Here is a 22,198-nt window from a genome sequence, read left to right as displayed (position 1 = left end):
AACATGACAACTCAAGCTCATCAACTTGCGAAACCATGCGCATGCACCCGCGATTCCCTTTGCAGACAACGAAGAAAACACGCAGGTTTACGCATGGATCAGAAACCCAAGCAAGGCCAACGGGCTTGCGCATCATAGCCCAAGGTTCGCAGAACCCTGGGATAGACAAGACGCATGATAGCCTTTGCGCTGAACCGCAACGCGGTTCCGTATCTTTGAACGCTCACCTGTCTCCCACGACCCGCAGATACAGAACACCGTTGGAGTTCTCCCCAGAGGATCGTGGCGTGCGGCCTGCGTTTCCAGGGGAGCTCTCGCCGAGGCTCGGTACCCCTTCGCTGTGATGCGGAAGGCTCTTTGGCCTTCTCTCCGCTCACCGCATCACTCAACTTTGTTTAACCGCATTGGGGTTAAGAAGCCGCCGCCCGCTTCACCGCATCCCACGCCTCGTCCATCTCGGCAAGCGAGAGCTTACCGAACTCCTTGCCCTGATCGCGCAGGAGGGTTTCCATCGCGTGGAAGCGCCGGACGAACTTGTCGTTGGCGGCGGCGAGCGCGGACTCGGACTCGATGCCGAGCTTGCGGGCGAGATTGACGACGCTGAAGAACAGATCGCCGATTTCTTCCTCAATGTGGGCCTTGTCGCCGGATTGCACGGCTTCCTCCAACTCGGCGGTCTCCTCGCGGATTTTATCGAAGACGGGCGCGGCGTCCGGCCAGTCGAAGCCGACACGAGCGGCCTTCTTTTGCAGCTTTTGACCTCGCATCAGCGCCGGGAGGCCGCTGCCTACTCCGTGCAGCATGCCTTCGTGCTGCGTGCCTTTTTCGACGCGCTTGATGGCGTCCCACTGCGAGAGCACCGCGTCCGAGGTGGCGGCGCTGGCCTCTCCAAACACATGCGGATGACGACGGATGAGCTTCTCGGTGAGTCCATGCGCCATCTGGTCGAGATCAAAAGCCCCGGTCTCGCTGGCGATCTCGGCGTGCAGCACGGGCTGCAGCAGGATGTCGCCGAGTTCATCGCAAATCTGCGCGGGATCGCCGCCACGGATGGCCTCGGCCACCTCGTAGGCCTCCTCAATGACATGCGGGATCAGCGACTCATGCGTCTGCTCCATGTCCCACGGACAGCCGCCGGGTGCGCGCAGGCGATGCACGACGTAGCGCAGGCGGGTGAGGGCGTCGGGATGATTGAGCATGTCGTCCATGCAGGCAGTTAGCGTGCGTGGCAGCCGGTGCGACGAGAATTTTCGACCTCTCAGACTCAGGCAAAGGCCTGGATGAAGCTGACCTCCAGCGCGAGACCTTCATTCACATTCGTGTGCAGGTGGCTTTCGAGCTGGCGGAGAATGCGGATGCGCTTCGCGACCTCCCCGGAGTCCCATTTGGCAGCGAGAGCGGCGGTGGCGGCCTGAAACTTTGGCAGATCGAGATTTTCGGCCCCGGCCTGCTGACGAGCCACATCCCCGAACCACGAGAGCAGCAGATCCATCATGGCGCTGCGCTGCTGGATGTACTCGGCCTCGATCTGCGCCTCCACCTGGTCCTCGCGCTGCTTGAGCCAGGTTCCGTCGGTGGTTTTGCCATAGTGCTCGGTTTCGCGCTCAAAGTCGGCCTCGTGGCGCTTTTTGAGGTCTTCGTGCAGGTCTTCGAGGATGGATTCAAAGTCGGCCTTCAGCCCCAGCGCGCCAGAGAGCGTGCCTGCGGCACGGGCGGCGAGTTTTTCCAGCACCACGAGGAGTTTGTACTCGTGATCAGTGAAGCTACGGGCACCAGGGGGCGGCATGAGGCCGATCTCGATGACGCGGGACTGGATGGTGGGCAGAAGCTGCTCCGGTTGCGTGGTGAGCAGCAGCAGCAGCGTATTCGGCGGCGGCTCTTCGAGCGTTTTGAGGAAGGCGTTCTGCGCCTGCACATTCATGCGCTCCGCATCGACGATGACACCGAGCTTCCAGCCGTTCGGCGCGGCGGTGCGGCGGATCATCTTCTCCAAAAAGCGGATCGTCCCCGGATCATCGCCATCATCGCCGATGGTGATGCGGCGGGACTTGCTCTGCGGTCGCAGCACGATGGCCCCCTGCCCTTCCCAGGCCTCCAGCGTGCGAAATTGAGTGCCCACCATCAAGTCCAGCACACGGGCCGCGAACTCCTCATGCCGTGCCTCCTTCGGCCCCGTGATGAGATAAGCATGCCCAAGGCGACCGTTGTCGCGGGCGCGGGAGAGAAGGCTGAGGGCGTGGTCGCTCTTAAACGGCATGATTTTGATCAGTGAGCAGCCGCCAGATGGATTCGTGAACAACCTCGGACGTGGCGGAAGCGTCGATGATTTTCACGCGTGATGGCTCAGCACGGGCGATTTCTAGATAACCCTGACGGACTTTTTCAAAGAACTCTGGCGGCTGGCTTTCCATGCGGTCGAGTTCGCGGCCGGTGGCGCGGATGCGCTTCCACGCGGTCTGCACATCGAGATCGAGCAGGAGGGTGAGTTGCGGCAGGGTGCCGCCGATGGCGAAGGCATTGATGGAACGGACGCTTTCCAGCGGCAGGCCACGGGCGATGCCCTGATAGACGGTGGTGGAGTCGAGGAAGCGGTCAAGGATGACGAAGACGCCAGCTTCGAGCAGCGGGCGGATTTTTTCGCGGACGATCTGCGCACGACTCGCGGCAAAGAGGAGCAACTCGGTCTCCGGGGTCATGCTGTGGCCTTCCTTGGCATGCTGGAGCAAATGACGGATGCTTTCGCCGATCTCGGTGCCGCCAGGCTCGCGGAGGACTTCGACCTTGCGGCCGGATTTTTCGAGCCGCTCACGCAGGAGTCGAATCTGCGTGGATTTCCCGCAGCCTTCGGAGCCTTCAAATGAAAGAAGAAACCCAGCGCTCATGACATCACTCCCACTCGATGCTCGCAGGCGGCTTGGTGCTGATGTCATACAGCACGCGGTTCACGCCTTTGACGCTATTGAGGATCTTATTGGAGGCATTCCGCAGGACGCTGTAGGGCAGCTCGACCCAATCGGCGGTCATGGCGTCTTCGCTGATGACGGCGCGGAGGGAAATGGCCTGCTCATAGCTGCGTTCGTCGCCTTTGACGCCGACAGTTTTGACGGGGAGCAGGGCGGCGTAGGCCTGCCAGGTCTGCTCATACCAGCCGCTGCGGCGGAGTTCGCCGATGAAGATGGCGTCGGCCTGCTGCGTGATGTGAACGCGTTCGGGCGTGATCTCGCCTGGAATGCGCACGGCGAGGCCAGGGCCGGGGAACGGATGACGCCACAGGGCACGATGCGGGATGCCAAGGCTGGTGCCGAGGGCGCGGACTTCGTCTTTGAAGAGTTCGGCGAGCGGTTCGAGCACTTTGCCCTGCTCCTTGAGCTCCATGATGCGATCAACGCGGTTGTGATGCGTCTTAATTTTGCTGGCGATGCTGCCGCTGGTGGCGCTTTCGATGACGTCGGGATACAAGGTGCCCTGCGCAAGCAGTTCGACGTTGTCGGCGACCTTCCAGAATTCCTCGACGAAGAGCGTGCCGATGATGCGGCGCTTCTGCTCGGGATCGGTGACGCCTTTGAGCGCACCGAGGAAGATGGCGCTGGCGTCGATCTGCTCGATGGGCACGCCGACCTCGCCGAAGAGGGCTTTCACCTCGGCGGTTTCGTTCAGGCGCATGAGACCGGTGTCGATGTAGATGCAGCGCACCTTCACGCCGGCACGGGCGAGCAGCACGGCGAGCACGGTGCTGTCCACGCCGCCGGAGACGCCGCAGATGACTTCGCGGCTGCCGACTTCGGCTTTGATGCGCTCGATCATCTGCGCCTTGAACTCCTGGATGTCGAACTTGGCGAGCTGGGCACCGCTTTTGGTGAGGAAGTTCTTCAGGATGGCGGTGCCTTCATGCGAATGCGTGACCTCGGGGTGAAACTGGATGCCCCAGCAGCGGTCGGACCATTTCAGAGCCACGGGGACGGCGTCTTCGTTCGTGGCGATGACTTTGGTGGTGCTGGAAAGATTCGCGCAGGTGTCGCTGTGGCTCATCCAGACCTGGGATTCGTGCGAGATGCCGCTGAAGAGGTCTTCGTGGTCGGTAACGACGAGTTTGGCGGGACCATACTCGCGGGTGACGCCGGGTTTCACGGTGCCGCCGTGTTTGATGTTGAGGAGCTGCATGCCGTAGCACACGCCGAGCACGGGGACGCCGAAGGACATGAGTTTGTCGTAATCAACATCCGGCGCGTCTTTGTCCGAGGTGCTGCGCGGGCCGCCGGAAAGGATGATGGCACCGGGATTGGTGAGCTTCGCGAGTTCAGCAGGCGGATATAGATGCGAGACGAAGCCCAGCTCGCGGACGCGACGGACGATGAGCTGGGAATACTGGGAGCCGTAATCGAGGACGGCGACTTCTTGGGCGGTCATGAAAAGAAATGACGAATGGCTGAATGACGAATGAGGAACCTACTCGCAATCAATGCGGCTCGTAGTTCACCGGTTCTTCGGTGATGACGACATCGTGCGGGTGGCTTTCTTTGAGGCCACCGGCGGTGATGCGGACGAAGCGGGCCTTGGCGCGGAGTTCTTCGAGTGTGTTGGCACCGACGTAGCCCATGCCAGAACGAAGACCGCCGATGAGCTGGAAGACGACTTCAGCGAGCGGGCCTTTGTAGGGGACGCGAGCTTCGACGCCTTCGGGGACGAGTTTGCCGGAGCTATTCTGGCCGTAGCGGTCGCCCGCGCCTTTGCGCATGGCTTTGAGGCTGCCCATGCCACGGTATTCTTTGAAGGTGCGCCCCTGCCATTTGATCATGTTGCCGGGACTTTCGGACGTGCCGGCGAGAAGAGAACCGAGCATGACGAGATCGGCACCACCAGCGAGTGCTTTGACGATGTCGCCGGAGTAGCGGATGCCACCGTCGGCGATGACAGTGACGCCTGCGGGGCGACAAACCTCCGCGACTTCCTGCACGGCACTAAACTGGGCCATGCCGACGCCGGAGATGATGCGCGTGGTGCAGATGGAGCCAGGGCCGACGCCGACCTTGATGGCGGAGACGCCGGCTTTGATGAGATCTTGAGCGCCATCGGCGGTGACGACGTTGCCAGCGACGATGGGCACGTTGGCACCGAGGTTTTCGCGGAGACGGGAGATGACATCCATGACGCGGCTGGTGTGGCCGGTGGCGGCGTCGATGAAGATGGCGTCGGCACCGGCGGCAAGCAGGGCCTTACCACGATCCACGCAATCATCGCCCACGCCGACGGCACCGCCGACACGGAGCTGGCCGTTGGCGTCCTTGGCGGCGTGAGTGAACATCTGTCGCTTCACGACATCCTGCTTGGTGATGAGGCCGGCGAGCTTGCCCGAAGCATCGACGAGCGGAAGTTTTTCGATGCGGTGCGTGTAGAGAATTTTGAGCGCGTCCTCGTAACTGGTCTGTGGCGTGCCGGTGGCCAAACGGGCACGCGGCGTCATGATGGCGGACACGGGCGTGGACCCATCGTCGATGTACCACATGTCACGGCTGGTGACCATGCCGACGAGGATGCCGCTGACGTCGATGACGGGGAAACCGCTGACGCCTTTTTCATGCATGAGGCGCTGCAGTTCGCCAAGACGCGTTTCCGGGGTCACGCAGTGCGGATTCTGGATAACGGTGTTCTCCGAGCGCTTTACACGGGCCACCTGCTCGGCCTGAGTGTCGATGGGGATGTTCCGATGGATCACACCGAGACCGCCCTCACGCGCGAGGGCGATGGCGAGCTCGGCCTCCGTCACGGTGTCCATGGCGGACGAGAGGATCGGCACATTGAGGCCGATGGAGGCGAGTTTGGTGGAGACATTGACATCTCCGGGCAGCACAGCGCTGTGCGCCGGCAGAAGAAGGACGTCGTCGAAACTTAAAGCGAGAGAAGGCAGATCACCCATGCACCATTCAAGCGGTGATCAGGCGACTGTCATGCGGAAATTTGTCGCAAACGAATTCAAAATCCGGGCTTGTAGCTGCGGGCCTTGCCGGTGTAGGGATCCACTTGAATTGTGAAAAAGTTTTTGGGCAGGTTGGAAACTTCAATTTCCTGACCGTTGTCGTAAGTTATTGTAAAGAAGCAGGTTGGCAGTGTCTGCAAAACAAGCTGCGCAAAACCGCCCTGGGCTTTCCCCGCTTTGCGGCACGTGCCGTCGGTCATGAATCTCAGAGCCGTGTAAGTGGCCTCTTTGACACCTGAATAACCGGCCGAGCCATCGTCTTTCTGATCAGGCAGCCCCTCTCCCGACAATGCTGGAGAAAGCTCATCATCTGTGGGAATGACAATTCCTTCGGCCAGAATAACCAGACTATTGACCGGCACCAAGGTCTCTTTGTAACTAAGGGCGGCCCCGGTACCCTGCGAGGTCAAAGTAACCTTGAACAACTGGTACGAGCGGATCTGGGGTTTGGACCCAAAGTCACCTCCATAACTAAAAAAGCGCAATTCAGTGGGAACGTTCTGCGCGTATGAAATCTGCTGCGCCTCAGAGATGGCACCAAGCAGCGAGTCCCCCACAGAGGAGAGGCGGGTTGCCTCGAGAGTTCGCATCAGGGCAGGCGTGGAAAATGCCAGAAGCAGAACAATGATCGTCACCACCACGAGCATTTCGATGAGGGTAAAAGCCTGAGAGAGCAGATGGGGATTGCGGACTCGTTTCATGAAAGTGCGTGGGATTGGTAAATTTGAGTCATTAACCACAGGCATCGGTCGCATTAGAAGCTCCAACGCGACTGCTTGAGTGCGATGGTCGTGGTGAAAACGCGATAATTAAGTTTTCTGTCAACCAACAATTGCTCAAGTGTTCCCGGCTCAGTGTCCGTACCTTCAAGATCCTTCTCATACTGGGCGGCCTGCTTAAAGAGGGCTGAAGTGGCGGTTAAAACAGCCTCGCGCAGTTCTGAATCACTGGACAGAGTCTCGCCCGCACGTTGGTCCATGGCAATCATGCTGACTTTCAACAATGGCGGAAGCATGTGTTGTGTTCCCTGAGCCCCACCAGAGGAGGTGGCGCCTGGATTGGTGACAAGAGCGGAATCATAGAGGTATTGAGGGGCGATGCTGTAAGCATTGCTGGCCGTTGAACCGGTGGAAGTGTTGATTTCCTGTTGGGGTGATATGATCAGGGCAAGGATGTTTTCGGCGATGGGCCGGGTAAAAGCGCGGCTCGCAACCGTCTCATTTTCTTTGACGATGTTAGTCAGAGCGTCTTGAAACCATTGCCGTGAATTGGTGACAAGGGTGCGATTGGTTGGATCAATCAAACGGTAGCCGTCGGAATAGATGCGGTTCATTTCCGCGGTGGGGCTGTACTCCATCAGGCGAATTCTGCTACGAGTAGGAACTGAATTCCCAAGTTCGCTCAGAAACTTGGGCCGATAAGGGAGATCATCCCCCCATTCCACGAAGTACCCTCTGCCGCAAAGGAGGTTGACCATGTTTTCTGTGTTAGCCACCGTCCCTGTGCCGGCCCCGCTGAGAGCCACCAATCGTGTAATCCCAAGCGGCGCCTGAAAAAACACGGCATGACCAGGATAGTTACTCGATGAGCCACTCGCGGCAGTGAGCACCTGAGAAGTGGGCCCGCTTACAAACTGAAGCTCCGACTGGCGAAAATATTTGGTGGCCTTGGAGACCTGCTGCCCGGCAGCATCAGTGCGCAAAGGGTCGTTCGCACTCTCCCAGTAGGTGTTCAACGTGGCCTGGCTGAGGTTGCGGGTAATCGTGTCAAAAGCAACCCGCGCCTCGCGAAACTGGGACACACGGGCGTTGGTGCGCACCCAGTTGCGTTGAACAATGCCGACGACCTGGGTCACCACGAGCATGAGAATAACAAGAATCGTCATGGAGATTAATAGCTCCACAAGAGTAAAAGCAGCATGCCATCTGAGGCGACGGCCACCAGTGGCTGAGGGCAACGGAAACACAGCAAGACCGATACTCATAATAATATAAGAAGGGGGGATCAGCGGCTTTTGGCGAGCAGGTGGCTGAAAATAGAATAGGAAAGCCGATTGCTATCCTGAAACTTGAATTCTGGGCTAGCTGAAGAGGCGATACGGATGATCACCCGGCGGAGGTAGGGCTGGGTCTGTTCCGTCAGCGGAAGCGCGGCGGGCTCTGAAAAATCGATCTCCGCGACATAAGCTATGTTGTTAGCCCCTTGCTTGAGTTGCTGGCCTTGATCATCAAAGTAGCGACGGGATTTTTCAGGCACCGCATTGGCACTTCCCGAGGCGGTCCCAGTCTGCTGAGTCGGCAACAGGGCAAACTCCGTGTTTTCCAAATCACGGATGATTTGCTCCAAAATATTGCTATTGAGGGTCAGTGCGCTGGTCTTGCGAGACATTTCCAACCCCTGCGGCATGAGACCAAGCAGTGTGATGAGAGCGAGACTGGCGATGGCCACGGCAAGCGCGACTTCAACCAGGGAAAATCCGGCGGTTGAACGACACGCATGACGCGAGGGTGACAATGGTTGCGTAATCATGGACTGAAGCGCTTGTTTTCGAGAGTGCGGAACTTGTAAAACTTCTCCAAGGGATCCAACTGGAGAGGGGACGCCGAGGCTCCGTAGTCCGGGATGGGCTTGGAGGTGTCAGACGCATCAATGAACCTCTCAATCAGGGTGGAACCACGGTATTCTCCAAGGATGGCATCCTTCGTAGGATCGAAGGTGTCCGCCGCCACGGAGCGCGCTTTACGGAGCACTTGAGCACGCATATGCACACGGAAAGTGTTGCTACGAGTGGTGACCCGATTGTAAAGGTTGGAGTAGGGACGCTCGCGGGTGTTGTCCCCTGTGGGTGAGTGATTCTGCCAGAACGTGTCCATCGTGTTCTGCAACTGCGTTCCGGTGGTCGTCAGACTGATACCACTGATACCACTGATGTTTTCACCGCCTATTGAAGGCCCTCTGCTGACATCTGGAATGAGGTGGATCTCACAGATCTGGCTGGCACTTCGGAACAGGCCGCGGTAGCGCGCTGCATTGTGGTTGGTCCCCGTCGCGGTGTGGCGGAATTTCTGCTCGAACTGGTAAAGCGTGCGGACAACATCGATGGGGCGGTGCCAGAATTTGCGCGTGGTAGCGTTGCTTTCATCCCAGAAACGGTCCCCGGTGCTTGACCACATGCTTGCATTGGCGGCAGTCTGGTAGGTTTTCGCGTTGTTGATATCATCATTGCGCGGAATGGTGGTCATGAACTCCCCCTTCATGAGTGCGTGCATGCCGGTGGCACGTGTGATGTGGGTGAAGGGCACAATCTGGTAATTAAGATTGAGGCGCCCAGCGACGGAAAGTGGCTCGCTGATGGCGTAGGGCTCCACGACAGGCATGCAGAAGAGATCGAGCAGGTTGTGGTCCCGTGGGTTGTAGTCACCGGGGTGCCCTGGCACAATGGCTTTGCCCATAGAAGCATGCGAACTGGCGTAAGGGCGGAACAAGAGGGTCTGCCAAGGCTTGCCCTCGGTGTAGGTGGAAAGTCCGGGGCTCAGCAGGGCACTGGTGGGCACATTCCCGCCATTCCAGACACCCGTGGGCAGAGAGCCAAACATGACAGGGGAGGAGACCATGCGGTTGGGCGTCATGTACACGCCGCTGCGCCAGTCGTCGCTGTTATGCCAGGGTTCATAGAAGTACCCGGAGCGGTAAAACTTGGTCACATTGTGTCTGGTATAATTTCCGGCGTAGAAATTCCCCTCATCCGGCTTGTTGACGTAGGCGCCGTCGCGCGCATTGGCGATGCCGTTGTCAAAGTCGCCAAAACTGTTGGCGGTGGTGGCCCATGCGTCCCCTGGCGGCAGATCGGGGATGCGCGGGTCCGAATAGGGGGTGCCACCGGACACCAACATCTGAGTCGCTTTGACCAGATTAGCAGGAGAACCAAATTTCTGATTGGCCAGAATGCCGCCGGTCGGCAAGACCACGCCAGACTCCGTGGTGGCAATATGAGTGGTGAAACTGTGAATCCGGCGCGGCTGATCCAGGGCATTTTGCGACTCCGCCAACTGCCAGACCGGATGCTTGATCCACATAGTGCGCGGCACGACATTGCGGGCGGCCACCAAACGGTAGTCACCCACGGCCGGAACAAAGGTGCGGACCACATCGCTGCCGGTCCAGGGGATGCCACGCTCATCCATATAGCCGATTGTGGCCTCTGGTGGGAAGAGGCTGACACCATCCCGTGTGCCGTTGTCATAGACGACTGTGTTTCCGTTTTTGGTGGCAAAGCGGCTCTCCGTGTCCAACCGGCCTAAGCACACTTGATCATCGTTGCCGTCATAGGTGGTTCTCAATTGAGGCCCCGTGCCGGTGTACAACGGAGGGTTGGGGGCGTTGAGGGGCAGGCCAGTGTAACCAGGGTTAACCTGCCCACTCCAACGGTTGATGCAACCCAGACGGTTGAAGCACCACCAATGCGGTGCTTGCAGAGAGCGCCGGTAGGTGTCACGGCCAAACTGATCCGTGAACCAGTAGTGGTTGATCTCCCCCCGATTGGCAGGGGCTTTGCTGTTTGGATTGACACCGTTGGTATCACCTTGGAGGCGTCTTTCCCCGCCATAAACCAGCGCAGGCACAGGCATCGTCATATTGGTAAAGGACAGATTGATGGTCTGAACCGCCTGGCCGGTCTGCCCGACACGCGCGTGCTTGTCATAGATCAGAATCTTCAGATCACGGCTGCCAAATTTCAACTGCAACGGCCTGGTGCGGTCGACAGTGATATACTGGCTGACCAGCCCCCAATTGTTGAGACCGTCACGGGGCTGAGTGGCGTTCAGAATGAACCTGTTGGGGGTCGTGCTTCGGCTGAACCCGGTGTTATTGACTGTCCCATCGAGATAGGGATCCGTGTCGGCACCTCCTGCCGCGCCGGCCACACCCAAGACCAAGGCCGAACGGCCGCCGGCGACAGCGGTCGGCCCCGCGTGGCCTCCCATGGAATAAACATCATTGCTTTCGTAAAGGTTTCCGTTGGATTTGACCACCAAGTTATCGGGTGTCACTGTTGGGAAAAGTGGCTGATCGACTCCGTTAGCATCCACCAAGGTGATGGCGCGCACGAAATTCGGGTCCAGCACAATGGCCCACTCCGGGTACATTTTGGTCCAGCCGAGCATGGGACAGAAGGTCTCCAGCATGAGCATGACCTGCACGCGTTTCTGGGTGGGCGTGAGCGGGGTGTCCGCAAGCAGCGTCGTATTCCAATTGGCCGGATCAAAGCCCGGGTGGTTGACGGGGTGCCGGGGTGGATTGGCTGGATTGGTACCGTAGAGGCCAATAGGGGGATTTTTTAGCGGCGGGAAATTGCTGTACCAGCGCCGGAAACCAAGTTTTCCAGGCGGCGGAGTGGGTGGGATTAAATCTTGCGGGTTTACAGGGGCTGCAGCATTGCCCTGCGATGCAGTGCGCGTGGACAAGGCCTTGGGGGCGCTGCCGCCGCCGCTCTTAATACCGCCGCAGTCCACCGCGTAAAGCTCATCATTCTTACCGTCGGCCGTACAGATGATCTGGAAGCCGATCTCAGAGAGGGTGAACATGCGACCAAAACCCTGATAGGAGGTGCCGTTCTTCTCCCAGCGGGCGGGCGTGACCTGGCCATGACCTGGGTAAACCCCGGAGACATTGGTGATCAGTGTGCTGCCCAGCCTGGTCTGGGTGCCGTCATTGAGGCTGCCGGACGCCTTACGGGTAAAGCGATGGTCAGTGTAGGTGCGGCGGAGGCTTGCCAATTGATTCTCGTTACGATCATAGAGAGCGGCCCCGCTGAGATTAGAACCGGAAGATCCGTCATTTTCGCGAGCCAGGACACCGTCGTAGAGATTGGTGCAGCGGATGTAATCAAAGAACTGCACAGCTAGCTGGGCCACGTTATCACTGCCGCCTTGTTTTCCATACTTGGTGCCAAAATTGGTCGCGCTTCCCAACGACGAGGTGTTGAGGAAGTTCAAACCCGTCATCTGTTCATAGAGATAGTTCAGCAACTTGGCGTTTCGCTGCAGGCCGAGCGAGGAGCCGTAATCACTGGTGGAACCCGTCACATCATGAGTGGCATGATGCGGCTGGGCACGGCGAAAGATGTAGCTGTGCTGAACGCCGCCCCCGCTGGAGGAGGGGCTGAGAGTGGCACAGAGGGCGATCATGCTGTCAAAGGTGGTGCGGTAGTTATCCCCACGGCCTTCATCTGCCACCGGCCACATGGCGATGCGAGGCAGGCCGTAAATGGTAAATTCCGGAGCCCGGCTGTGGGAGGTGAGGAAAAAGCGGGAGCGCTCCAGGGTGTCATGGTCAAAGAGGAACTTATTGTTCTGGCCAGGCAGAGCGACACTGGCTGCCATGCGGCCGGTTGAATCGAAGCCCCGGTCCTGAAACAGCATCTCATCCACGCTGGCAAAAAGCCTTTCATTGCGCGCGGTGGCCAAGTCCCCACTAACAGCAGGAGAAAGCTCGCCATTGGTGGAGGAGAAATCATCTCTGACAAAGGGCAGCGTCCCGGCACGCGAGCCTCCAGTGGCCACCTTGGGAATGAGCGAGTAGATACGTTCCTTGGTTTCAACGATGTTGTTAATCGCACTGGTGGTCAAGTTGGGTGCGAGGGGGTCGAGGCTGACGCCTGGTGCCAGCACCGCGCTGAGCGCCACAGTGGCCGGATGACCCGGGTAGCGCTGATACTCTCCGGAGGCACCCGGGAAGTTGGCCCATTTGGCATCACGCTGATGGTAGAAGTAAGGAGGGGCTACAAAGGTGGGTTCGGAAGCGGTGTTGACGTTGATTTTGCAAGACTCGTCATCGGTCCAAAAAGCCACACGCCCGACAATCGGATTGGCAGAGGTGGGAGCTTTGCCGTTTTGATCCGAACTGATGAATTTGTTGGAAGAGTTGAGGGCACCCGTGGTGCCGTCCTGCAGCACATAAATCCACTCGACCGGCATGGGAAGACGCAGCTTATCGGGATCACTGCCAGCCTCCGTTGGCAGGACAACCTCGTTGTAGGTGACCGTGCTGCCAGAGATGGTAGGAGTCGTTTTATTATAGGAGAAACCTTCCACAGCCGTCATTACCTGGCCGGATTTCGTATTCGTGCCGGTGTAGGCAGCCCGAGGGTCGATGATGGGGAAATAAACCGCCTGGGTGCCGCTGGCGAGGCCGGGACGCACCACGGGTTCGTTCAGATCCACAAAACGCGCCTTGTTCTGGGTGGCGTTCCAGTCTTGGGGCACTTGGTGGGCGGCACTGAAAATATCCGTCTCGTTGCCACTGGTGATGACCATCTGGGAACTTGAGTAGAGCTTGTGAGCACGCATGAAATCCCCGTTGGCAGCATAGACCCGCGCCATGCCGGGCTGGGTGGCATGAATCGTGCGCGTGGTGGCACTCGTGTTTTGCGCGTTTTGCAACTGCGCCTGAGTGATGGCCACGGCAAAATCCGCGTACTGCTTGGCTGAACGGGCCGAGACAAAGCTCTGAGTGGCCTTGTACTCCGTGCGGGTGACGGAAAAGATTGCCACAATAAGAACAGAAAGGAGGGCGACGGTGATGATCACCAAAATCAAAGCCATGGCCTGACGGCGCTTTTGGTTTGTCTTGGCTGAGAGCTGGGCGTTCTTCATAAAATTATCCGGTTATTTTCACGATTTTGTGTGAGGATATAAAACCGCGCACAGAACAGCAAGAGTATTTATTTTGTAACTACACACCCCCCTTACGGTCAAACGCCAGATCCACGCTGTGAAGCATCCGACGCATCAAGCCCAGCCACGACGACGACGACGCAGACCGAGTGCTAGCAAACTCATGATGAGAAGCAGAAGTCGCCCTGGTTCTGGCACAGCCACCGTGATATGGCCTGTGGTGTAGAGATTGCTGATATCCCAGTAGAGGCTGAGATCGGAGAGCGTGGGCAGATCAGCATTGGACTGGATGTAGTTGCCACCCGTGAGATTGCTGAAAGTGCCAACCCGGGTGATTCCAGACCAGTCAATCAGCTTCCAGGTGTCATTGGCAACAAAAGTAGTGGATGAAACCCCAACGGTGCCAAGCTTGAGCGTGGAACCGGTCAGATTGACGGTGCCCGCAGGACCAAAGTCGAGCAAGTCAGCCTCCTGCGTCAGGGGGTTCACGTCAGGACGGGCAAAGATGTCCATCAAGAGCGAGCCTGCAAGCAACAGGGAGCTGCCAGTCTGCAGGTTAATTCCCAGCGTCCCCGCACTGCCGGGATTTCCCACGACTAATTTGCCATCGGGATTGTAAGGGTCGTCGAGGCCGTCGCCACCGTAAATTGTGATGTTCGCCCCCGTCTGAGTCGGGGCGATGATGCCAGTGCCGCCGAGGACCGCACCGCCTTGGACAGTGACTGAACCTGAGCCTGTGCCGGAACCGGTGATGTTGTTCACCAGCAAGGTGCCAGCTTGGACGGTGGTGCCACCGGAGTAAGTGTTGGCCCCGGACAAAGTGGCTGTTCCCGCTCCGATCTTGAGCAGAGAGAGAACATCATCGGTGACACCGCCACCACCGTCAGCCTCACTGATAATGCCACTGAAAACCATGCCAGTGCCGGTCATGGCGGTGGAATCGATGCTGAGTGTCTTGCTCTCCTGCACATTGGCCTGCAGATCCTGCAGTTTCACAGAACCCTGGAAATCAACCGCATTGGTGGAGGCAATCGTCGTGGTGCCGATGAATCCGTTCGTGGCATTGATGTCAATGCCCTGGGTCACAGCCGTGACCGCCGCATTGTCCACCAGCAGCTTGACGTTAGGATTATCCTTGTCCAGCATCCAATGGACGGGGTTGGCACCGTCACCGTTGACGGTGGTTACATTCGGTGCCGCCATGAAGAAGGTTTGGTTGGCGTAGGTGCTGCCGTTGTTAGCCACGGTGACCTGGGTGCCATAGAGCATGTTGGCGGGGGTGCTGAAATCATCATCACGCACCAAGTTCATGGTCAGGTCATCATTGATCTTGGTGATACGGTAGATGCCGTTGCGCTCTGGGTTGTCGATTTCATCCTTCACCAGAATGCGTTTACCCACCAAGTAGGCACCCGCGTCCGCAGAGCCGAAGGTGACCCCGTCAATGACACGGCTCACATTGTAGAACGCGCCCGGGCCGGCGTTAGCCAGGCCACCGGAAGTCAGACCGCCCGCCGTTGCTTCGAAGGAACCGCCCAGCGCCCCATTGCCAGGAACACTGAAGGTGGTGCCACGCTCAACACCCAGCAAAGAACTGCCCGTGGTGACGTAATCAACGACATTGGTGAGCACCGAGGTGGTATCCCCCAGTTCGATCACGTTGGCGCTAGCGCCAAGGGCCGTGCTATTCGCCACGACGAGCGTGCCATGACGCACCACGGTGGCGCCATTGATCGCAGAACCGCTAGCCCCCGAAAGAGTTCCATAGGTGTTGGCCCCGGAGAGCTTGACAGTGCCACCGCCGAGAACAGTAAGCCCCCCGGTGCCGGAGATGACCCCTTGGAACTCGACGCTCGTAGAGGCGGTAGTGGAGAGCAGGACATTGCGCCCCTGCAACCGGTCAAGTTCCACGCCACCGGTGATCGTCGCAGCAGGGGAATTGACGGCTAGAACTGAAATTCCCTCCTCATTGACACTGCCAAACTTCACGGCGTTGGCCATGGTGATGCTGCCAGCGTTTTGAAGAACAAGAGCCAGCGCCATGTCTGGAGAACGGGTGTCAGTGCTAGTGCCAACCTCAATCAAGCCCGTGCCAAAAGCACCGCTCTCAGAACCCACGAGCGTGCCTTGAGCCAGCGAGGTGCCGCCGGAGTAAGTGTTCACAGCGGCCAGTTCCAACACGCCATTTCCACCTTTGACCACACGAGCCGCATCACCTGAGAGCACACCGGTCATTCGACCGTCCACAGAGGTGGCAGAGCGTCCGCTGACCGCTTCAATCATGCGGGATTTACGACCCAAGTCGATGCCATTCTCGAAGATGACCGTTTTGTCCGCGTCTTGTGCGCCGAGGATGAATGAAGTGTTGTCCGGCACAAAACCGACTGAACCCCAGGTGAGGGTGGCAGCGCTTCCGCCGAGATTAACCGTGCGGTTGGCCCTATAGGCAGCAAAGCCGCCGCTGCTGGTCCAGTCCACCTGGGTGGCACCGGTGCCAACGTTACGGGTGAAGTCAGCAGGATTTCCAGAATCCAAGTCGGCGTTAAGCCCCAAGACTCCACCATCAAGACGCAGATGACTGTTGGCAGGAAGAGCCCCGGCGGAGTCCAAGCGCAGCACACCGCCCTGAACATAAGTGCCTCCGGTGTAGGTGTTGGTTCCAGAGAGAGCCGTTGTGCCATCCCCGCTCAGAACAAGATTCACCACGCGATTGAGAGCGGTGTTGTTGACGATGCTGGAAGAGATCAACAGAGGAGCCTGCGGATTCCAGTTGTGGACGATCAGATCGGCGCTGGTGCCATCCGTATTGGCGAGAGCGCTGGTGAGACTGCCCCCAACGATGGAATTGCGATGATTGCCCGCATGGGTGGTCTGCAGGATGGCACCGCTCTGGAGGGTCAGGATATCCGTGATGCTGACCGTGCTTGAATTTAGCGAAGCCGGAACTTCCGCCAAATATTCCGAGTAAAGAGCCGCACCGATGCTTGTCAGTGTTGCATTCTGACTCAGCGTGATGGTGTTGTTGAGGGTGTCAATGGAAGTAATCGTTGTCCCATTAGGAATTCCGCCACCGTTGATTGTCTGACCCACACGCAAGCGGGGATCATTGATGTTGGACACCGTGTTGCTGTTTTGGACCAAATTTCCGCTGACCGAAGCATTGTCGAATGCGTACAGCGTCGCGGGAGTAGCGGTAGAAGTGGGGGCGATACTGAGCGTGATGGTGTTGTTCACAGTGTCTATCGCACTGATGACAGAACCTGCCACGATGCCGTTGCCACGCACAAGCTGACCGACTTGAAGACGGTCAATACCAGGAACATTGGTGACCAGCGTATTGCCCACCGATGTGTCGCCGGCAACATCATAACGATTGTTGTAGAAGAGAATGGTGTTTACTGCCGCGCCCGAGTTGGTGCTGCCACGGAAAGACTCCTCCACGAGCGCTCCATCGTGAACATTGTCACTCACCGACCATGAGGACGGATTCGAGAGGAAACTGTGGACCCCCAGGGCATCGGCCGAGGTGATCACCCGTGTGCTAGCCTCCGCGATGGCAAAATTATTGACACCCGGGACGGTGGCGGACCGATTGGTGAAAGTAGCGCGCGGGATAAGAACCCCCACATCAATCAAACCACGGCCAGCCAAGGTGATCTGCGCCGCAAGGCCGCCGCCCTGCAAGTCAAACAGCACGGTGCCAGCTTTTTCAAAGTTCACAGAGGTAGGATTGCTCACATCCTGCAGGTTAACGAACGTGGTGTTGTTTTCCGCCCCGATCACTCGGAGCACCGAGGCCCCCTCACGGACTTGCAGCGTGCCAATGAAGTTCTGCGTGGTGCTTCTGTCAGCAGCGCTGCGCAGTTCGACGGTACCACCGGACATGATCAAGGCACCCACATCCGTGCGGACATACTGATCGTTGAAGGCAGGCCGCAGACGCAACGTGCCGTCATCAGCCACGAGTGCCTCAAGCCCATAACCGCCAAAGGAGGTGCCAAGCATCTCAAGCACACCTTCGCCGCTCTTGACGATGGAGTAGAACTCCTCGGTTCCCGAGGTCGCGTAATTACCCCCAAGAGTGAGCACGGTGTAGGCATTGCCTACATCCCAAATGGCCGGCTGGTTGATGGTGAAAGCGCGATCCGTACTGGCATTGGTGCCGTTGAACTGCAACGCCCCACCGTTGAACACCAAGTTACCCACCGAGTTCCGTGAAGATCCGAGGCCGCTGGCCGTTCCCGCAAACATGAGATTGTTGGAACCGCTCTGCAGGGCTGCAACGGACAGTCGGATCTCTGTGCTGCTCAGGATGGCTGCCACAGTGGCTCCCAGGGGGATGCCTGGACCGGAGACCAACTGACCAACGCTCAGTTTGGCGGTGGAGGGCACGGTGACCGTGTTGCTGCCACTGGTAATGCTAGAAAGCAGCGAGGCTCCAATGTCAGCCCCCACACCATAAGTGAGGTTATTCTGACCGGTGACAGAGACAGGCGCTGAAATCTCGATTGTGTTGAGGTCCAAGATCCGAAGGATCGTGGCCCCGCCGGGGATGCCATTCCCAGCAATGGTCTGCCCCACGGTCATGCCCAGGGTGCTGCCCACCACGATCCGTGCGCCGCTCTGAGTTGTGGCGGTGCGCGAACCAACGTAAAGCCCAGGAGAGCCAAAAGTCAGGGTATCGCCACCAGTGGCGCCGGCGTTGATCGCGAAGCCATTGATGTCACCAACGGTGATGGTGTTGCCATCAACGATAGAACGAACGTAGACAGTGCCTGAAAAATTCGCGCCCGTTAAGCTCTGACCGATGGTGAGCCCTGCTGTGCCGCCAGAAATCGTGACGGTGGCGCTGCCGTTGGTGGTCGTCGCAGGCTGGGAACCGGTCTTTGTGCCCACCGAGCTAAAAGACAAATTGGCACCTGTGGTGGTGATGAGGGCTCCGTTTGACAAGGTCAGGCTGGTGAGGCTGCCGATGGCCGTGATGGTCACACCCGCAGGCAACTCGGCACCTGTGACACCCTGACCGATGGTGAGACCAGCGGTGTTCACCGTTAGGGCGCGCCCTAATGAGGGAGCCAAGGAGATAAGTTGAGTGCCTGCCGCATAGCCGGACACGGAGAAGGATTTCACCGTGAGAACGCCTTCATTGAGGCTGCTGATGCCTGTGTAAGTGTTCAGACCAGAGAGAATGAGGTTGCCCACACCGCTCTTGTCGATGCCTGTCGGCATCCAGAAGCCCAGCGTCCCAGCGCCGGCATTTGCACCGGGGGCGGTGCTAAGTGTGATGTTTGTGTTGGTGGTAATAGCCGCGATGCGCGTGTTCTGAAGCACCCCAGGGCCGGTCACGACCATGCCCACAAACAGGCCGGAGGTGTTGCTTAGGTTCACCACGGCATTTCCCGCAGCCGTGGTAGCCGAACGGTCCTGACTGAAGGCAAGCGTGTTGTTGTTCACGGTGCCCACAGCGGCGGCGCTGAGCGTGATTGTATTCAGCGTTGTGTTAATCGCCGTGATTCGTGTGCCATCTGCGATGCCAGTGCCGCTGACCAGCATGTTGACGTAGAGGTCGGCAGTGTTAGCGATGTTACTGACCGTCGTGGTGCCATTGGTGTCCCCCGTGCGGGCGGTGCGGTTGGCCGAGCCATCGGCCAGGATGGCAGCAATCTCAAAGGCAGACGCCTGGTTGTTTTGCAAGATCACAAAATCATTGATAAGCGTGCCCTGCACGCCCGTCGTCAGGATGCCGGGGCCGTCGATGACAGCATCTGTGGCCCCCATGTTGGAGGCCACCAAAATCCCCCCGGTGTTGATCATGTTGGAGCCCTGCAAGGTGACCTTGCGGACAAAATCACCGCCATCAGGAGCGAAGAAGCGCAGAGTGTTGGCCAGTTTCGCGTTCTGCGTGTTGTCTCCGGTGACATCCATATTGCCTGAAGCGCTGGTCAACACCCAGGCATTGGACGCATCATTAATATTATATCCCGTGTAGGCTTTGATGAGGCGGTCTGCCAGGAGATCGCCGTTAACACCGCCATCGGCGCCGGCTTCGCTGAAGCGGCTCTTTGCCGCCCAGTCTGACCCGCCCAAGGTGGCCCAGGAGCCAAGGATACCAACAATGTTGTTGGTGTCCGTGCTGGCGATGTCGCTCGCAGAGAAATTGACGCTTCCTCCGACCTGACGACCAATGCCGTTAATGCGCAGCAGTGAGGCACCAGCGGTGCCCACGATCTGGTTACGCCCGGCTCCAATGGTGACATTGAGCACCTCTTCAATAATGTTCGTGCCGCCGACCAACTCCAACTTTCCACCGAACCGGCTGCCCCCCAGAGTGAGAGAGCCCTTGTCTGAGAGCTTGCTGTTGGTGTTGGTGGTGTAATTGAGCCTGAGGGTGCCGGCCTGCACGGTGTGGCCGGGCACGCCGTTGGTGGTGAGCGCACCCGCGAAATTTCGGGTGGTGGGATCTGCCTGCCCGCTCAGGATGAGCGTTCCCTCGCCCAATTGATTGATAAAGCTGGAGCCCCCGAGCGAGCTTTTGATCTCCAGAGACGCTCCTTGCTGAATCAAAATATTGGAGTCTGCCGTGACAAAGACCGAACCGGCCCAAGTGCTGGTTCCAATGGTGGTGGCCAATGTTCCACCCGCCAAGTACATGTTCTGCGCATTCGTGTAGTTGACATTGCGCAGGTCAACCGTGGCGTTCTGGTTGCCCAGCGAAGTGCTGGTATTGGTCCCACCGACGACAGCAATCCCTGCGCCACCTGCCGCACCGAAGCCTCCATTGATTGTGGTGGCGAGGATGCCTGCATTGACCACCGTTTCACCCTTGTAGGTGCTGGTGGTGCCCATCACCCAGGTGCCGTTGCCGATTTTGTTCACCGACGTCGGACCACCGTCACCATCCGCCAGCACGAGGTTGAATTCGTTGTTGCCACGATTGCTACCGCCCAAAGTGAGGGTGCGGCCGCCGGAGCCTGTGTAGGCGACCGCAGGAGAAAGTCCGATGTAACCCATGCTGAGTGTCGCTCCAATGAACGTTCCGTCGGCAATAATGGCACCGGCATTGTCACCCGCTCCCAAGGTGAATGAGTGGTCGGTGACGTTGGCAATGGCACCGAAAAAGCGCAATGAACCACCGTTGAGGACGAGATTGGAGGCCGCGTTGGTTGAAGCACCAATGCTGCTTTCGCTTCCGCCAAAACCAAGTTTGGCAACGCGAATTCCACCGCCGTTGATCACCGTGGCCCCGGTGTAGTCATTGGTGCTGCTGGAAAGCGTCATGATACCATTGCCGGTCTTAGTCAACCCCACGGCCCCAAAGCTCTGAACCCCGTTGGTGATCGATCCGGAGTATGTAAAGCTTTCTGAGCCATTGACGATGAGTGTGGAGGCGCTCGTGCTGTTATTGGTCACCGCGCCCACCCCGATGATGCTGGAAACCGTGGTGGAGAAGCCGTTCAAGTCCACGGTGCCCTCGTTGTTGATTTTGTAGCCGCTGGCGCTTTGCAGTCCGGTGTCGCTTTCGAAGCGCACCGCACCACCAGTGAGGGTAAGGGTGCCGCTGAACTGATTGTTGCCCCCGACACGCAGCAGGCCGCTGTTCACCAGAATATTGCTTGTCAGGGTGTTGTTACCCTGAAGCACGATTGAGGAGCCGATCATGCGGACAAAACCGATGGTGTTGTCGCCAGTCAGCCTCAGCTCATTGAAGCCACTGTAGGTAAGATTGCGCGTCGCATCGGCAATGGGGGCTGCGGAAATCTCATATTGGGTGTCGCTGATGATTCTGACGATCGTGGCCCCTGCAGGGATGTCGTCCGGGATGTCATCGTTGTTAAAATCGTTGCCCGTGACCTGAGTTCCCACCTGGAGACCAGCGGTGCTGGCCACCGTCACGGTGGTGCTGCCATTGGTGAAGGTGGATGAAAGAGCGCCGGTGGTGCCAGACTGGTTGCCACTGGTTTCAAGGCCGCCGGAAAGGTCGTTGTTGCCAGCCACGATGAGCACGCCAGTGCTGGCGCTGTCGGCAGCAAAGATCATGCGTCCGGCCGAACCGTTGATCGTGTTGGCAGCGCCAATCGAAAGCGTGCGGTTGCTGGCCACCCGGAACAAACCGTCGGCCAAGCCAAGGGTGATGCCGCGGTTGGAGTCGTTGAAGACAAGATCCTCACTGCTGCGCAGGATGCCGCCATTGAGCGTCAGTTGACCAGCGACGTAGGAAAGAGGATTGGCTCCCAGATCACTCTCGCGACTGATCTGCAAAACACCCTCGTTGACGTAGGTTTTGCCGGTGTAGCTGTTGAAGAGGCCAAAGTTCAGCGTGCTGGTGACGGCGGCCGTAGGACGCTGGGAGAGAGTGACCCCTGTAGTACCTATGATACCAGCCACTGTGGTACCTGCCGCGATACCGGCCCCTGTGACCACAGCACCGATATGGATGCCCGTGTTGAATGATCCCGAGGCAAGAGTAACGTCAAAGCTGTTGGGATTCATCAGCCCGTTCGTGCCGATGCTAAGAGAAGGGGTCAGCACCAAGGTCGAGGCACCGGCC

10 protein-coding genes (1 of these 10 cut by a window edge) are annotated in these 22,198 nt (G+C 58.5%); all 10 read right to left on the bottom strand.

Annotation, left to right across the window (positions count from 1 at the left end; translation table 11 throughout):
• Positions 1–410 precede the first annotated feature (410 nt).
• Entirely contained in the window at positions 411–1,208 is a 798-nt protein-coding gene (gene mazG / locus ACILSI_RS06190) for a nucleoside triphosphate pyrophosphohydrolase (protein WP_395720985.1), read from the bottom strand.
• A 56-nt stretch (positions 1,209–1,264) separates the two neighbouring features.
• A complete protein-coding gene (locus ACILSI_RS06185; protein ID WP_395720984.1) occupies positions 1,265–2,257 on the bottom strand; it encodes a hypothetical protein in 993 nt (330 codons plus the stop codon).
• Positions 2,247–2,882 (bottom strand): dTMP kinase, encoded by a 636-nt coding sequence (tmk, locus tag ACILSI_RS06180; protein WP_395720983.1) that lies wholly within the window; start codon positions 2,880–2,882, stop codon positions 2,247–2,249. Before tmk ends, ACILSI_RS06185 begins: the two co-directional genes overlap by 11 nt.
• Before the next feature lie 4 nt (positions 2,883–2,886).
• Positions 2,887–4,407, bottom strand: a complete 1,521-nt coding sequence (gene guaA, locus ACILSI_RS06175) for a glutamine-hydrolyzing GMP synthase (protein ID WP_395720982.1) — start codon at positions 4,405–4,407, stop codon at positions 2,887–2,889.
• Positions 4,408–4,456: 49 nt separating this feature from the next.
• Entirely contained in the window at positions 4,457–5,914 is a 1,458-nt protein-coding gene (gene guaB, locus ACILSI_RS06170; protein WP_395720981.1) for an IMP dehydrogenase, read from the bottom strand.
• Between the two features lie 56 nt (positions 5,915–5,970).
• Positions 5,971–6,675, bottom strand: a complete 705-nt coding sequence (gene vccD, locus ACILSI_RS06165; RefSeq protein WP_395720980.1) for a Verru_Chthon cassette protein D — start codon at positions 6,673–6,675, stop codon at positions 5,971–5,973.
• Between the two features lie 53 nt (positions 6,676–6,728).
• A complete protein-coding gene (gene vccC, locus ACILSI_RS06160; protein ID WP_395720979.1) occupies positions 6,729–7,958 on the bottom strand; it encodes a Verru_Chthon cassette protein C in 1,230 nt (409 codons plus the stop codon).
• Positions 7,959–7,978: 20 nt separating this feature from the next.
• On the bottom strand, positions 7,979–8,503 hold the full coding sequence (gene vccB / locus ACILSI_RS06155; protein WP_395720978.1) for a Verru_Chthon cassette protein B: 525 nt from the start codon (positions 8,501–8,503) through the stop codon (positions 7,979–7,981).
• Positions 8,500–13,629 (bottom strand): Verru_Chthon cassette protein A, encoded by a 5,130-nt coding sequence (gene vccA, locus ACILSI_RS06150; RefSeq protein ID WP_395720977.1) that lies wholly within the window; start codon positions 13,627–13,629, stop codon positions 8,500–8,502. The genes vccB and vccA overlap by 4 nt, the downstream gene beginning before the upstream one ends.
• A 135-nt stretch (positions 13,630–13,764) precedes the next feature.
• On the bottom strand, positions 13,765–22,198 hold the 3' end of the coding sequence (locus ACILSI_RS06145; protein WP_395720976.1) for an autotransporter-associated beta strand repeat-containing protein. 23,390 nt of this gene lie beyond the right edge of the window; 8,434 of the gene's 31,824 nt are visible here — the last part of the coding sequence; the start codon falls outside the window, past its right edge; the stop codon is at positions 13,765–13,767.

The sequence above is a fragment of the Prosthecobacter sp. genome, assembly GCF_044232965.1.
In the GTDB taxonomy this organism is placed as follows: domain Bacteria; phylum Verrucomicrobiota; class Verrucomicrobiia; order Verrucomicrobiales; family Verrucomicrobiaceae; genus Prosthecobacter.
Note: the sequence above shows the minus strand (reverse complement) of the source record. Positions and strands in the feature narration are given on the sequence as shown.